Annotated in this window: 13 protein-coding genes and 2 pseudogenes; all 15 read left to right on the top strand. The window is 53.7% G+C overall.

Features of this window, described 5'->3' with window-relative positions:
• Positions 1-259: 259 nt before the first annotated feature.
• Positions 260-952 (top strand): annotated as a pseudogene (locus tag KO497_RS19145) (hypothetical protein); the annotation flags it as partial.
• 2 nt (positions 953-954) lie between these two features.
• Positions 955-1,101: pseudogene (locus tag KO497_RS10680) on the top strand (ATP-binding protein); the annotation flags it as partial.
• Positions 1,102-1,647: 546 nt separating this feature from the next.
• Positions 1,648-2,637: a LysR family transcriptional regulator gene (locus KO497_RS10675; RefSeq protein ID WP_215943963.1), complete on the top strand. Its 990-nt coding sequence runs from the start codon at positions 1,648-1,650 to the stop codon at positions 2,635-2,637.
• A gap of 55 nt (positions 2,638-2,692) precedes the next feature.
• Positions 2,693-3,532 carry an FAD binding domain-containing protein gene (locus tag KO497_RS10670; RefSeq protein WP_215943962.1) on the top strand — a complete coding sequence of 280 codons (840 nt, stop codon included), beginning with the start codon at positions 2,693-2,695 and terminating at the stop codon, positions 3,530-3,532.
• Positions 3,529-6,462 carry a molybdopterin-dependent oxidoreductase gene (locus KO497_RS10665; RefSeq protein WP_215943961.1) on the top strand — a complete coding sequence of 978 codons (2,934 nt, stop codon included), beginning with the start codon at positions 3,529-3,531 and terminating at the stop codon, positions 6,460-6,462. Before KO497_RS10670 ends, KO497_RS10665 begins: the two co-directional genes overlap by 4 nt.
• Positions 6,459-7,319 (top strand): cyclase family protein, encoded by an 861-nt coding sequence (locus tag KO497_RS10660; protein WP_215943960.1) that lies wholly within the window; start codon positions 6,459-6,461, stop codon positions 7,317-7,319. The genes KO497_RS10665 and KO497_RS10660 overlap by 4 nt, the downstream gene beginning before the upstream one ends.
• A 6-nt stretch (positions 7,320-7,325) precedes the next feature.
• On the top strand, positions 7,326-8,330 hold the full coding sequence (locus KO497_RS10655) for a fumarylacetoacetate hydrolase family protein (RefSeq protein ID WP_215943959.1): 1,005 nt from the start codon (positions 7,326-7,328) through the stop codon (positions 8,328-8,330).
• 102 nt (positions 8,331-8,432) lie between these two features.
• Complete coding sequence (locus KO497_RS10650; RefSeq protein ID WP_215943958.1) at positions 8,433-9,737, top strand: citrate synthase; 1,305 nt, start codon at positions 8,433-8,435, stop codon at positions 9,735-9,737.
• A 33-nt stretch (positions 9,738-9,770) separates the two neighbouring features.
• On the top strand, positions 9,771-10,547 hold the full coding sequence (locus tag KO497_RS10645; RefSeq protein ID WP_215943957.1) for a CoA transferase subunit A: 777 nt from the start codon (positions 9,771-9,773) through the stop codon (positions 10,545-10,547).
• Entirely contained in the window at positions 10,544-11,203 is a 660-nt protein-coding gene (locus tag KO497_RS10640; RefSeq protein WP_354668109.1) for a 3-oxoacid CoA-transferase subunit B, read from the top strand. Before KO497_RS10645 ends, KO497_RS10640 begins: the two co-directional genes overlap by 4 nt.
• Positions 11,204-11,223: 20 nt before the next feature.
• Positions 11,224-11,766, top strand: coding sequence for a carboxymuconolactone decarboxylase family protein (locus tag KO497_RS10635; protein WP_215943955.1), 543 nt, complete (start codon positions 11,224-11,226; stop codon positions 11,764-11,766).
• Positions 11,744-12,901: a 3-hydroxyacyl-CoA dehydrogenase family protein gene (locus tag KO497_RS10630; RefSeq protein WP_215943954.1), complete on the top strand. Its 1,158-nt coding sequence runs from the start codon at positions 11,744-11,746 to the stop codon at positions 12,899-12,901. The genes KO497_RS10635 and KO497_RS10630 overlap by 23 nt, the downstream gene beginning before the upstream one ends.
• Positions 12,819-14,327, top strand: a complete 1,509-nt coding sequence (locus tag KO497_RS10625; RefSeq protein WP_215943953.1) for an aldehyde dehydrogenase family protein — start codon at positions 12,819-12,821, stop codon at positions 14,325-14,327. Before KO497_RS10630 ends, KO497_RS10625 begins: the two co-directional genes overlap by 83 nt.
• A complete protein-coding gene (locus tag KO497_RS10620) occupies positions 14,324-14,833 on the top strand; it encodes a nuclear transport factor 2 family protein (RefSeq protein ID WP_215943952.1) in 510 nt (169 codons plus the stop codon). Before KO497_RS10625 ends, KO497_RS10620 begins: the two co-directional genes overlap by 4 nt.
• Entirely contained in the window at positions 14,830-15,588 is a 759-nt protein-coding gene (locus KO497_RS10615) for an enoyl-CoA hydratase/isomerase family protein (RefSeq protein ID WP_215943951.1), read from the top strand. The genes KO497_RS10620 and KO497_RS10615 overlap by 4 nt, the downstream gene beginning before the upstream one ends.
• Positions 15,589-15,611: the final 23 nt, after the last annotated feature.

Here is a 15,611-nt window from a genome sequence, read left to right as displayed (position 1 = left end):
ATGTTCATCCAAGATATTCAATGTTCGAAAGGCACGACCGTCTTCTGTCCAGTGATGCACAAAATCATACGACCAGACATGATTGCAAACTTATTGGACGTAAATAAACTATACAAGGTGAGGCGGTTTTTGCGTAATTTTTTGGTAAAAACCTGTAAAACGCGGAGCAATAATGGGCCACAGAAGCGGCTGCGCATCGCAGTTGTAGCGGAGTATAAATCCGCCAGTTTGTGTCCTTCGTTTAGTCGGAGGGCGAGAGATGTATTCTGTGGATATTTATAATCGTGTGCGCCGTGCTTGCTTGAAGAACGGTATGTCTGCTCGAGAAGCGGCGCGTTATTTCAACAAGAATCGTAAGACGATCGCGAAGATGCTGCGCCATGAACTGCCACCAGGGTATAGGCGCTCAGAAGTGCCACGCCGGCCAACGCTTGACGGTTATGTTGGTCTTATTGCCGAGATACTGCGCACAGACAAAGCCCTGATCAAAAACAGCGTCACACGTCTAAGCGCATTTTTGAACGACTGCGCTCCTCTCATCGAAACTGCGTTTCGACTGCCGGGCAGTGGACGAACATGGGTATGCAGGTAGCCTCACGACGATGACGTGTTACGTGCGTGAGCTAAAGCGGCGCATCAAAGAGGTGTTTGTGCCGTTGTCGCATCGACCGGGGCACGCACAGGTTGATTTTGGCGAGACCCTCGGCGTAATCGGCGGGGTGGAGTGCAAAGTCCACTTCTTTGTGATGAGCTTGCCGCATTCTGATGCGGTGTTTGTGAAGGGGTATCCGGCGGAGACGACGGAAGCCTTTTGTGATGGCCATGTGACTGCCTTTGCGTTCTTCGGCGGCATTTATTACCCGGCAGGCGATTGCGTAGCAATCTGCCGAGAGGGCCCCAATCCATTCTTTACGACAATACCAAGATCGCTGTGGCGCGTATTCTGGGGGACAGAACCTGCCATTTGATGAATGGACCGAGGTCTTCGGCTCCGAGCGGCTGACAGGCGCGTTGCTCGACCGACTAACCCACCACGTCCACATTCTCGAGATGAACGGCGAAAGTTACAGGCTCAAATATAGCCTAAACAAACAACAATAATCAAAGCCCAACTAAGACCAGAATAATGTTGGCCCCAAGGGCCAACATGCGCTTTGGCACGCGTTAGCTATATGACAAGCACTCGCGCCAAAGCGCACGACAAAGGATAACTTAGTAGACCAGTTTTACACCGCGACCTGGGAGAGATGATTTCCGCTGCCAAATTCAATAACGCGAGGGTTGGTATTGTCGTTGGTTTTCAGCTTGTTTGAGCAGTTGCAACGCCGCCGATCACTATCCAGTTTATAGGAAACCCAAGTCGATGAGTATTACTCTGTTTGTGTCTGACGTTAGCGCATACGCCAGAGTATCCAGCCAGATAAGGTCACAGACCTAACCCCAAGGACACCGCGCAAAGCTGGCGGGCACTCAGGGTTCAGGTCGTCGCCAAGAAAAATTGATGCAGCAGTACCTCCCACATCATCCATTAGAAATGATCTGACTTTAGCTTACCTCCCGCCCTTTCTTCTCCCCCTTTACAATACGACACGTATCGTATTATAAATTCCGAGGCAGCAATTTGTGGCCTAGGGAGGGGAGATTCAAATGAAACATTTCGAATACCTAGTGGCCGTCGCCAAGCATGGTCATTTTGGCAAGGCGGCAGACGAATGCTGCGTAACTCAACCCACGTTGTCTATCGGAATCAAAGAGCTAGAGCGCCAGTTTGGCTTTGAGTTGATACGCCGTCAGCGACGATACTTGGGCCTCACGGGAGAAGGGGAAATCGTTGTGAATTATGCGCGCAATCTTCTATTTCTGCGCGGTAAGATGGACGGCGCGCTCGCCCAGTTTCGTGAAAAGTCGAACATGCCACTTGTGTTTGGCACTGTTCCGTCCGGTGTCGAAATGGTAGCTCGTTTGTCCACGAAACTCAGCCAGTCACATCTATCCTGTTCCCTTCAGTCTAAAACCGTAACTTGTACCGATATTACGCGGGATATTCTGGCGTGTGATATGGATGTCGGGATTACTTATCTTGATCAAGTTCATGGTGATCTTGAGGTGCTGGCCCATCTTTTCGATGAACAGATTTATGTTGTAGCCCAACGGGGAGTGGTTCCAGATAATTTCAATCCGACTTTGGATGATCTTGCCAGCCTGCCATTATGCCATCTGCCGAGCGGCTGCTATACTGGTCCGATTGAGGCATTTCTCAACGCCGCGTCCAGTAACGACGTGCCACGAATGAGTACTGAATCGGTTCAGATTGTAATGTCTCATCTGCGTCAAGGACATTGGTGTGCGGTGTTGCCTGCCCATGCCCTGAGTGAACTAACAGTTACTAAGGATTTGTGGGTGCGTCCTCTTCAATTGACGTTCCGGCCCCCGCGATTGGTGGTCGTATCACGCCAATTGTCTGCATTTGCGGGGCAGGAACTCGAGGCAATCAAGATGATCCGCGACGCCGCGATGGAATTCGTTTCCGGTGTCGAGTGCGAGTTGTCTGAAGGGGGAGCCGTGCAGGCTATTTTTAAGGCTTGCGAGTTGGCGCGGGCGTCTCGAACCAACAACGTCATTGATAATATCAATTAGACGCTCTGACGTCTAACCCCTTAAGCTACTTATAGAAACATATGGGTGCCACACAATGAGACCTAAGCCAATAACATACCATAGCCCTAAAACGGTAGAGCGGGCATTGGAGCTTTTGAGTGCCCACTCAATGGTTTTGAACGGTGGGCAAGCCATCATTCCAACCCTTAGAATGCGCGTTGTGAATCCATTAGCCCTTGTGGATATCAAGGGCATACCGGAGTTGAGTTCAACGGTAGAGGTCGCAGACACAGGCATCCGCGTAGGTCCGCGTGTCACCATTGATCGGCTCATGAATTGGCCCGGAATTGCAGAGGTGGCCCCCGTTTTGCGAGAGGCAGGTGCTGCGCTTGCGGATGCGCAAATCCGGGCTCAGGGGACTGCTGTGGGGTCACTTTGCTGGGCCGATCCGAGGGCGAATTATCCGGTCGCGTTTCTTGCGCTGAAGGCGGTTGTTAGTGCGGTTGGATCGAAGGGCCGTCGCGACATCGAAATCGATGACTTTTTTGCGGGATATCGTGCAAATGTTTTGCAAGATGAACTGGTGATGTCAGTCACCTGTCCTGGCACTACACGGCTTGGGTTTTCTACGTATCGTGAATTTTCCCGCCAGATCAATGACGTCTGCATCGTAAATATTGCCGTCTCCGAGGTGGACGGTGAATTGCGGGTCGCAGTTGGGGGCCTTGATAAGCGCCCACAACTTGTTCCCAGCGCCGCCGGAGTGATGGCCAACCTTGAAGAACCTGCGACTTCAGAGGCCTTCATGGCTGCACTATCCACGCGTCCGGTAGCGCCTATCGAAGACGGTCAGGGGTCGCCGGAGTTCAAATTAGCGCTGATAGCAGAGCTATTGGTTGAGATCGCAGCTGAATATCGCGAGGCGAAGGCATGACCAATATTTCAGGCACCAATAACTCAGACCTCATTGCTGTGCAGATGGAGGTTAATGGAAAGACCGTTTCCGGCAATGTCGAAGGGCGGACGCTTTTGGTCGACTTTTTGCGAAAGGACGCCAACCTTCGAGGGCCAAGAATTGGATGTGAGGAAGGGGCCTGCGGTGCATGTACGGTTGATGTCGGCGGGCAGTTAACAAAATCTTGTCTACGGCTGGCTGTGGAGTGCGACGGTGCGACGGTGCGCACTGTCGAGGCCCTTGCGGAAAACGGTGAGCTCACGACGTTACAAAGAGCTTTTCGGGACTGCCATGCGCTGCAATGCGGGTTTTGCACCTCCGGCATGTTGATGTCCGCCGAAGCGCTCCTGCGGGACCGCGGACCAGAACCGCTTACAGATAAGCAGATCAAGCTAGGTCTTGGGGGCAACTACTGTCGGTGCACCGGGTACAGTAATATTATTCGTGCGATAAAAGTCGCCGCTGGGGAGGCTGAACCCCTGGCTGATGCTGGTGATGTCTTAGCCGGAGAGAGCCACGTCGGGCGTTCGACGTCGCGCAAGGAAGACGACCGTCTGCTGCGCGGAAATGCCAATTACGTGGATAATTTCACGATGCCTGGTATGCTTCACATGACGATTGTGCCATCGACGCAGGCACATGCCCGTATCCTGAACATAGATGTTACCCAGGCGAAATCCATGCCTGGCGTTGCCGCGGTTTTGACCGGTGCGGATATTGCGAAAGTTTGTGGGCCGATGTCGCCCACCATGGATGCCTTTGGGTTCAAGTTGCCACGCCGAATGCCTATCGCGGACGAAAAGACGATCTTTTTTGGCGAGCCAGTTGCGCTGGTATTGGCCGAGACACCGGAAATTGCAGAAGATGCCGCAGCGCGGGTTTTTGTGGATTACGATCCTTTACCGGTTATCACCGATCCGGAAACCTCGGCCACCCGAACCAGCGATGAGCCTGAATTCCTGCTCTATCCAGAGTGGGGCGACAATTTGCAAACCCATTATCCATTTACGATCGGTGAAGTTGATGAGTCTTTCGAGACGGCGCATCTGGTCATGGATGAAGTGTTTTCATCGCAACGCTATTCCGCACAACCGATGGAAACCCGTGGGGTTTTGGCATCTTGGGATTCGGATCAGCATTCTCTGATCGTACGGGCCTCTGTTCAGATTCCGCACCAGTTCCGCATGTTTATTTCGAAAACCTTCGGTATTCCGGAAACCGACATTCAGGTGCTTACGGGCGATATTGGTGGTGGCTTTGGTGGCAAGCTCGGCGTTGATGCCGAATATTTGCCCGTAGCCGCGACGCGTATCCTCGGTCGGCCTGTTAAATGGATTGAGCCTCGGTCATCTTGGACGCGTGCGGGGCCTCATGCTCGCGATTTCAGACTACGGACTCGCGGGGCCTTTGATGCTGACGGCAAACTTCTTGCTATGGACGTTCACGTCCTCAGCGATATTGGATGCGATGGGGCGGAACGGGCCGGTGGTTTGGGGATGCCAATTAACGGCAGCGTCTATGGCAGTAGCATTTACGACGTCTCGAACTATCGGATGCTGGCGCAGGCAGCGGTCACTAATAAGCCACCCTATGGCGCCTATCGAGGCTACGGCAAAGACATTGCCAACCTCGCGAGTGAGCTGCTGATGGAACGAGCCGCCGAAAAGCTAGGTATCAATCGGGTGGATATCCGCGAACGCAATTTTCCTGAGTCCTTTCCCTATCGCATCGCCACTGGACCGACCATCGAGGACAGTAGTTCGCGGGATTGCTATCGCAAGCTTGTCGACAAGATCGACATTCCGAGCCTCGAGCAGGAAAAGGCCGTAGCCCAGGCGAACGGCAAATACATTGGCTATAGCATCGTGCCGTATATCGAGCCGGCGGGCGCCGCGTTTCCGGGGACGATGTTTCAGAGTTACGAGAGCGCTTCGGTTCGGGTGAATTCGGATGGGACGGTGCGGGTGTTTACCGGCATGACCAGTCTCGGTCAGGGAATTGAGACTGTTTATGCCCAAGTTGCGGCTGACCTGTTGGGATGTCGTCCGGATCAGGTTCGGGTCAAGTTCGGTGATACCAACGAAGGGCCCTTCGGTTCGGGCACCTATTCGAGCCGAGGTGCAATGTACGCAGTTGGGGCCATAGAAGCCGCCGCAGCAAAAATTTTACCACGCATGAAGCTTGCAGCATCGCGTATCCTAAAATGCGATATTGGCGATGTTAGTGTCGAAAATGGCGTGTTTACAACACCGTCGACAAACGAGACCTGCACCTATGAGGAGGTGGCCTATTCGGTCTATTTCCAGCCCGGTTCCGGGATCATGCTGGAGGGGGCAGATTCCTCGCTTTTGGAAGAGATCGGAACTTATCTTCATCCAGACGTGAGCTGGGAGTTCGACGAATTGGGCCGTGGTCAACTGTATCCCGCTAATCCAGGTGGCGCACAGGCGGCGAAGGTCGAGGTTAATATTAAGACTGGTCGGGTCAAGATCCTAAAGCTCTGGCTCATTTCCGATCACGGAACGGTGCTCAATCCCATGCTGCTTGATGGCCAGATTATGGGTTCGGTCATGCAACAACTTGGCGGGACCATGTTCGAGGAAATTGCCTATGACAACGCTGGCAAACCGCATACGAAAACGATGAAAGACTACGGGATGCCGTCGATTTGGTCGACCCCGGATCTGGAAATTGAACACATGCAGACACGATCAAAAGCGACTGCAACCGGCGCCAAGGGCGCGGGTGAAGACGGTAGTATCGCGACCACAACGACGATCGTACTGGCGGTCGAGGATGCACTACGTCCGCTTGGGGTGAAGATATCGAGTTCACCACTAACCCCGGCGCGGGTGCTCGATTTGATAAATCGCGCACAAGGAGAATCTAAGTTGGAGAATAATAAATGACCTCTGCGGCCTCCCCCTTAACAACCCTTTTGGCGCCATCCGGTGAACCAATCAATTTTGCCGGACGAGACTGGCTTGCGTTTGATCTGTCGTATCGTCTGTCCAACCGGACTGCCGAGTACGAGAAGATGCCGCACAAGATCGAATATGCCGATCATGTGGAGACCGCAGAAAAATCGGCGAATATTTTCGGGATTGGGAGCGAGTATTGGCGCGACGGTTTGGGCTGGGCGCAGGAAGTGGTGACGCTGAGTACCCATGCAGGCACCCATGTTGACGCGCCTTGGCATTATTCCCCGACAAGTGCCGGAAAGCCCGCGCAGACCATCGATGAACTGCCACTGCAATGGTTTCTGGGTGATGGGTTTGTATTGGATATGCGCAAAATTGATCGCAACGAAGGCATTCGTGCCGAAGACGTCGAACGTGAGCTCGAACGGATCGGATATACGATCAAGCCAAAAGACATCGCGCTCATTCGCACAGATGTTTCGGAGCATTTCGGTGAGCCCGGGTACGATCAGCTGCATCCCGGGATGCGGGAATGTGCCACGCGATATCTTCTTGATCGTGGAGTCAAGCTTATCGGGATTGATGCCTGGGGCCTTGATCGGCCGTTTGATTTAATGGTGGCCGACGCCCTTGAAGGCGACCGACACCAGCTTTGGGAATCGCATCTTGTCGGGCGCGACATCCCCTATAGCCAGATTGAAAAAGTTTCCAATCTCAAAACGTTACCAGTGGCATTTGGTTTCAGCATCATCGCATTGCCCATCAATATCGAAGGTGCAAGCGGCGCGTGGAGCCGAGTCGTTGCGTTAGTCCCAAATAAAACCAACACAAAATCAGAAGGATAATAACAAATGAAAATAGGTAGAATTCGTGTCGATACGCCGGAAGGTAAACGCGTCCGTTTGGTGGCAGTCGATCCCAAAAACAACCGTGTCATCGATCTCGCAAAAGCCAAAGCACTTCTGTTGCAGTCGCAAGGTGCGACAGATGCAGCGTCTTGGCGCATGGCCAATACGATGTTGCCTCCGAGTCTGACCGAAGCCATCGGAACGGGCAAACAATTTCTGGACGTAGCAAACGATGCAGTCGTGGCCCGTGCTGACGATGCTTCGATCACCATGGATGGAATCGATTGGGCTCCCTCGGCAGATCCTTCGATCGTTCGCGATTGTATTTCATTTCGTGCGCACCTCGAAGCGTATTTCGAAAAGATGGGTCACAACCTCCACCCGCTTCATTACAAGATGCCGGCCTATTACAAAGGCAGTACCGCCAATCTGATTGGGCACAATGGTACGGTTATGTGGCCCAGCTACACCGACTTCGTGGATTATGAACTCGAACTCGGCTTCATTCTTGGTGCGCAAGCCCACAATGTGACCCCTGATGAAGCTAAGGATATGCTCTTCGGGATGACGATCCTTAATGATTTCAGTTCGCGTGATTACCAGGATCCCGAAATGTTGTTGATGCTTGGGCCAACCCAATCGAAAGATTTCTGTTACGCCGTGGGCCCGTGGGTCACAACAATGGACGAAATCGAGGACATGAGCTCGATGGAGATGAAGGCCTGGGTTAATGATGAGCTTTGGTCGAGTGGCAAAGCCGACACCATGCGTTGGACCACTGATGATTTGATAGCCTACATTTCGCGCGGGGATACCCTGAAACACGGCGATCTTCTCGGCTCGGGCACAGTCGGTGGCGGCTCCGCCTTGGAGTTGGACCGCCGTCCTAAACCCGGTGACACTGTCCGCATGGAAGTGACAGGACTTGGCTCTTTGACGGTTGTTATGGGTCAGAAAGAAGAAATGCGTTGGGGGCCAACGCTTGAAGAAGTCACCGCCGACCTCTGATTACCCTCCCTGGAACTTACCTGCGCCTTCACTTGGGCGCGGGTCTTTTCTGGGCGGTAGATTTTGAGTGAATGCAATTTTCAGATTGGGAGGTAAGACGACATGAAGGATGTGAAAGCAGCAACAGCGAAACTCACTATTGAGGGTCGGTCTATCGATCTTCCAATCTTGCGGCCGACCCTTGGGCCAGACGTGATCGACATAAGATCGCTTTACAAAGAGGCCGGCGTTTTCACGTTGGACCCTGGCTTTGGATCGACTGCGTCGTGCGAAAGCGCAATTACGTTTGTGGATGGCGATGCGGGGCAGTTGCTTCACCGAGGCTATCCGATTGAAGAACTCGCCGAGAAGTCGACTTTTCTAGAGGTGGCGCATGCCTTACTGTATGGCGATTTGCCCGATCGCGCTCAACTAATTGAGTTTGAAGACCGTGTGACCCGTCACACAATGATTCATGAACAAATGCATAACTTTTTCTGTGGCTTCCGGCGCGACGCGCATCCGATGGCCACCCTTGTCGGCGTGGTTGGTGCGATGTCCGCATTCTATCATGATTCCACAGATATTACGGACCCGTGGCAACGCGAAGTTGCGTCGATCCGAATGATTGCCAAGCTGCCGACGATTGCTGCCATGGCCTATAAATATTCCATTGGCCAACCGATGATCTATCCGAAAAACGATTTGCCTTATGCAAGCAATTTCTTAAACATGTGCTTTGCTGTACCCGCTGAAGAGTATCGGATCGATCCGATTTTTGCCAAGGCAATGGACCGGATTTTTATTCTTCACGCCGATCACGAGCAGAATGCGTCGAGCTCAACCGTGCGGCTGGCGTCGAGTTCGGGAGCCAATCCATTCGGATGTATCGCGGCGGGGATTGCTTGCCTTTGGGGCCCGGCGCATGGTGGAGCCAATCAGGCCTGTCTTGAAACCCTGCGCGAGATTGGCACCAAGGACCGCATTCCTGAGTTTATCAAGCGCGCCAAGGACAAGAACGATCCGTTCCGTTTAATGGGTTTTGGTCACCGAGTTTATAAAAGCCATGATCCACGTGCGACAGTCATGAAGGAGTCTGCACATGAGATTTTCGAACTTTTGGGTACAAAGTCTAACCCAATACTAGAAGTCGCGACAGAGCTAGAACGGATCGCGTTGGAAGACGACTATTTCATCGAGCGAAATCTGTACCCGAACGTCGATTTCTATTCAGGGATCATTTTGGACGCTATGGGGTTTCCGACTTCGATGTTCACGCCAATTTTTGCAATTGCACGGACGGTTGGCTGGGTGAGCCAGTGGCGCGAGATGATCTCGGACCCGCATCAAAAGATCGCTCGGCCGCGTCAATTGTACACGGGCGCAGCAGCGCGTGACTACGTTGATATGGGCAACAGAAAATCCTGAAGCAAGAATTAGATAAAAAGGGAAATTATGTAGATGGATAAACAATCGTCTAACATCAAGGATTTGGTCGGTTTGGTCAGAGATGGCGATACAATTATTGTCGGTGGCTTTGGAGCCTGCGGGACACCAATTACGCTCATCAATGCTCTAGCAGAGACCGATATCAAAGGCCTTAAACTGGTGGCTAATAACTGCGGCACAGATGACTATGGATTGGGTCGCTTGTTGGTAAACGACCAGCTGGAACGGATCACGGCCTCCTATATTGGGGATAATTCCGTGGTTGCCCAAAAATACGCTTCTGGCGAGGTCGAGCTTGAACTGGTGCCTCAGGGAACGCTCGCAGAGAGGATGCGCGCTGGTGGCGCTGGCATAGCCGCCTTTTTTACCAGAGCAGGTGTCGGCACCATGGTGGCGGATGGCGGAATGCCTTGGAAATATGGGGCCAACGGGGCGGTCGTATTGGAAAGCCCCAAACGGCGCACCGAAGAGTTCGATGGTGAAACCTATGTAATGGAATGCGCCGTCCGCGGTGATTTCGCATTGGTGCACGCTGCCAAAGGCGACCGACATGGTAATCTTGTTTTCGCCAAAAGTGCACAAAATTTCAACCCGCTGGCGGCTATGGCGGGGCGTGTGACGATTGCAGAGGTCGAAGAGTTGGTCGAGCCGGGAGAGTTGTCCCCAGAAGAGATCCATTTGCCGGGTATTTTTGTCCAGCATGTCTTTGAGCTGCCCGAAAACATGAAAAAACGCGTCGACCGTCTGACCTTGCGGGATCGTGCTGAAGAATGGGGAGTCATGCTGTGAAACTCAATCGCAATCAAATAGCGGCCCGCGCTGCACAGGAACTGAAGGACGGGCAATACGTGAACTTGGGGATCGGTTTGCCGACAAAAATTCCTGCATTCATTCCTGAAGGAATGACAGTGGTTCTGCACAGCGAAAACGGCATTCTTGGTGTCGGGGATCATCCGAGCGAAGCGACCGTTGATGCGGATCTGATTGATGCGGGCAAGCAAACTGTGACTGTCCTTCCCGGCGCGTCTTACTTTGATTCCTCCACGTCTTTTTCGATGATCCGTGGCGGTCATATCGACGTTGCTGTGCTTGGTGCCATGCAGGTGTCGCAGGCGGGCGATCTGGCAAGTTGGAGCGTACCGGGTAGTGTTTTGAAAGGCATGGGGGGGGCCATGGATCTCGTTCACGGCTCGAAATATGTGATTGTCGCGATGGAGCACGTTACCTCAAAAGGCGCGCATAAGCTGGTCGAGCAGTGTTCGCTACCGTTGACGGGCGCAGGTGTGGTTGACCGGATTATAACCGATATGGGCGTGATCGATGTCACCAAATCAGGACTTGTGCTCCAAGAGATTGCGCCGGGTCTGTCGATTGATGACCTTCAGGCTGCGACTGGCGCGCGCCTTATTGTTTCCAAGACTCTCTCTGAGATACGAGTGGCGTAATGGCGACTGCTGGCTCCAGAATGACCCGGCCCGACGCGTTGCCAGATGAGTTGGCCGGGCGGCTTGACCGTTACGTTTGGCCGGATGGGGCACCGATGGCACTGTTCGAGGCCATGGCGCACAGCCCACAGGCGTTTCGCGATCTGACCACGGCGACCACCTGCTGTCTGACCGGTGAAATAGACGTTCGCAAACGGGAACTTTTGATCCTTCGGGTGCTGGTACAGGCTGGTGCACAGGCTGAAGTCGCGCTTCATATCGCGCTTTTCTCGAAGGCTGCGGCAATCACTGCCATGGAAGCAGAGCTGTTGGCGGATCCGGCTGCCGATCTAGAAGGGTATCCGCCCGAAGAGCGTGTGTTGTTGGCTTTGGCGGATGAGGTCCACGGATCGCATGACGTCTGTGACGAAACATGGGCCAGAATGGTCAAATATTACCCGCCAACACAATGTGCCGAGCTGCTGATGATTGTCACACAATACCTAAAGATCGCCGTGCTCAACAATGTGCTGCGTTTGAATGCTGTCCAAGGAGAAGACCATGAGCGTTACCGATGCAAATAGACTGGATTTTCCGCCGCCTGTTCTTGAAGGAGAAGGCCTCGATCCACATCAAAGGTTGATGTCAGGTATGTTCGTCGATGCCGCTGAAATGATTCAGATGGGTTTTGCGACGCCTGCCGATATTGATCTGTCGATGTGTCTTGGAGCCGGTTACCCAAAGGGGCCGTTAGCCTGTCTGGCCGACCTACCAGAGCATCAACGACGTGGTTTTGGTGTGGATGTATTGCCCCAAACCAGTAACGAGCAATCGAAGGTGGAAGCCAAAAGTACGTGGCAAGGGGCGGTCGGCCTGATTGGCACGGGACGGATGGCCTCCGGTATTGCGGAAGCGATCCTGAGGAGCCGACGCCCAGTGGTGGTCTTGGGACGTAGCCCGTCCTCACTTGAAAAGCTGCGGACCAACGTGTCCCGCAGTCTGGCGCGGTCTGTGGAACGTGGCCGGATTGATACTGATGAGGCCGAACGGTGTCTGGCCGCGTTGCAGTTGGGAACGGATGTTAAATCGTTGGCTCATGTCGATTTCCTGATTGAGGCCGTAGTCGAGAATCTTGATGAGAAACGAAAACTATTCGCAACGTTGGATAGCCAACTACCGCCAACGATCGCGTTTGCCACCAATACTTCGTCGTTTCGGGTGGCTGATATGGCAAGCGCTGTGTCATCGGAGCGCGTGATCTTCGCCGCTCATTTTTTCAACCCAGCCCAAGCCATGAAGCTTGTTGAAATTATCTGCCCGCCGGGGACGCCGGAAGGATTCGTCGAGAACGCCACTGTCTGGGTGCGCGAAATAGGAAAAGTTCCTGTGCGCTGCGGCGATCAGCGTGGTTTCCTCGTCAACCGGCTGCTTATTCCGTTTTTGAATGATGCGGTGCGCACCCTAGAGGTGGGGGCAACCGTTGAAGAGATTGATATATTGATGACCGAAGTTGCCGGTCACCCAATGGGGCCGTTCGCCCTGATCGATATGATCGGTCTGGACGTTATGGTCTTCGCCCTAAGATCAATGGCTCAGACTGACGACAATCCGCGCCTCGTGCCGGCCAAGCGGTTCCATGACCTCATTGCTCAAGGAAAGCTCGGCCGTAAAACCGGCCAAGGTTTCCACAATCACGAAAGTAATCGATATGTTAGATAATAGGCTCACTCACCGCTCCAGTCTCTACATAAATGGCAGGTGGTGCGCGCCCGAAAACGGGTTGGTGTTAACCGATGTGATCAATGCAGCTGATGGATCAGTATTGGGGCACGTACCGTCTGGGGGAGTTTCTGATATTGAGGCTGCCGTCCAAGCTGCGCGGGCGGCCTTTGAAAGTTGGTCGAACCTACCGCCTTCGGTTCGGGCCGATTATCTCATGAAAATACAGGATGGAGTTGTTGGTCGGGCAGTCGCCCTTGCCGAAATCATTGCGCAGGAAGTCGGTATGCCGCTGAAGATGGCGTCCGCCATTCAAGTTGGTCTGCCGGTGACCAACCTCGGTGGTTTTGTCCGCGCTATTGACGAAGTTGAGTGGGAATACGAACTTGGCAATTCATCGATCTGCCGCGAGGCGGCGGGTGTGGTGGCTGCGATCACGCCTTGGAACTATCCGCTGCACCAGCTCGTCGGCAAGGTTGGCGGAGCCCTGGCCGCCGGTTGTACCGTTGTCGCGAAACCCGCAGATATCGCTCCGTTGAGCGCATTCATATTGGCGGACGCGATTGAGGAAGCGGGACTACCGGCAGGTGTGTTCAATCTTGTCTCAGGACCCGGTCGCGTCATTGGTGATGCTTTGTCAGGCCATGCTGACGTTGATCTGATATCCTTTACGGGTTCGACGGCGGTGGGCAGCAGAATTGCCAAGACTGCGGCGAATAATATCACCCGAGTGGCGTTAGAGCTTGGCGGGAAGTCGGCCAGTATTTTACTTGACGACGCGGACCTCGAGAAGGCGGTGAAAACCAGCGTTAACAATTGCTTCTTGAACTCGGGGCAAACCTGTTCGGCCTGGACTCGTCTTGTGGTGCCGCGGAGCCGTCAGGAAGTGGTTATCGAGCTAGCCATAACTGCTGCAAAAAAACTGACATTGGGGCACCCAATGGATGAAGGCACGCGGTTGGGGCCACTCGCTTGTGCATCCCAAATGGCCTCGGTGCTGAAAATGATAAAGGCTGCCGAAGGGTCCGAGCGTCTGGTTTATGGTGGAAGTGCTGCCGTTGCGGAAGTTCCCGAAGGTGGTTTTTATGTGCATCCGACGATCTTCGCAGATGTCGACAACAAAAGCCCGATAGCGCAAGACGAGGTCTTTGGGCCGGTACTGGTTATCATTCCATATGACAGCGTAGACGAGGCCGTCGCCATTGCAAATGATAGTGCCTACGGTTTGGCAGGTGCAGTTTGGGGCGCTGACCAGGAACGGGCTGTCGCAGTAGCCAAAAGGATCAGAACCGGACAAGTCGACGTGAATGGCGGCCGTTTCAATCCGGCTGCTCCGTTCGGAGGATACAAAAAATCCGGGTATGGCCGCGAGTTTGGCGCGCTCGGCATCGAAGAATTCACTGAATTGAAGGCGATCCAGCAATGAGTGAAGAAGCACTAACTGACAAAAACGTCGAAACGATCAAGCGCTACTATAACGGGTGTACGTCTGGTGATCTCGAACTGCTACACGAAACCTTGCATCCGGATGTGGTGCATTATTTTCTCAAACCGAATATTGGGTCCAAGCATGTTGGCGGTCGCGAACATCTGTCGCGGTACTGGCGCAAGGTGACCCGCAACATCAATGCCCGCTGGGTCGTGGATCACGCAATTACCGCTGGCGAACAGACGGTGATTGAATGGTCCTTGTTTTGGGAACCGTCGGCTGGGGCTGCACGGGTCGTGACGCGGGGCGCCGAATGGTTTGTATTTGAGGACGGGATGATCCGTGAAATTCGGTCATATTATCAGCAAAAACCAAACTCGACCGAACTCGATGGGTTTGACTATCCCGCGTGTGGCTATTCCATCATGGGCCGCGAAGCCAGTGACATTCATACCGACGCTCTGGCCTACGCTGCACCGCCTAAAGAGGAGACTAAGTCATGACAGGGACAACTGCGCCAAAATTTTTGACAACTCGCGCGCAAGGGGTTGCAACCATTATGTTGAACCGTGCCGCTAGTCTGAATGCGTTAGACGAAGATTTGCGTCTGTCGCTCCTAGCGGAGCTCCAACAGTTAGAGGCCGCTGACGATGTGGGCGTGATTGTCCTCACGGGAAACGGTCGGGGCTTTTGTGTAGGACAGGATCTCTCACAAGCAGGCGAGTTAGAGAACTGCCACGACACGGTTGCTCGGACCTACAATCCGTTGATTGCGGCCATCGTGAGATCAGACAAACCCTACATTGCGGCAGTTAATGGCGCGGCAGTCGGGGCGGGTATGGGCCTCGCGCTGGCATGTGATCTTGTCGTGATGTCTGAGGCGGCGTCAATGGCTTGTGCGTTTGGAAAGATGGCTTTGGTTCCTGACAGTGGTGTTTCTGCGCACCTTGTACAGGCGACGGGCTACCGGCGGGCCTTCGAACTGGCCACGTCGGGTCGCAAGATCACAGCGCAAGAGGCCGAACGCTACGGGTTAGCCACTCATGTGGTTCCTGTAGATGAGCTTATGAATGCTGTGCAGGCGCTGGCGGTGGCCGTGGCGCAGGAACCTGCGAAGACACTGGCGTTAACAAAACGGCAGCTACGTGCGTCCACCGAGGTGCCTTTTTCCGTCTCGCTCGAACAAGAAGCACTTAGTCAAGGTGTGGCTGGGGCGACGCCGGAACACGCCGCACGTCGAGCGGCCTTTTTGTCCTGAGGATCTGTCCGGCGGATAATGCC

The organism is Pacificibacter marinus, from assembly GCF_018860665.1.
Classification (GTDB): domain Bacteria; phylum Pseudomonadota; class Alphaproteobacteria; order Rhodobacterales; family Rhodobacteraceae; genus Celeribacter; species Celeribacter marinus_A.
This window is presented reverse-complemented; position numbering and strand designations above follow the sequence as displayed.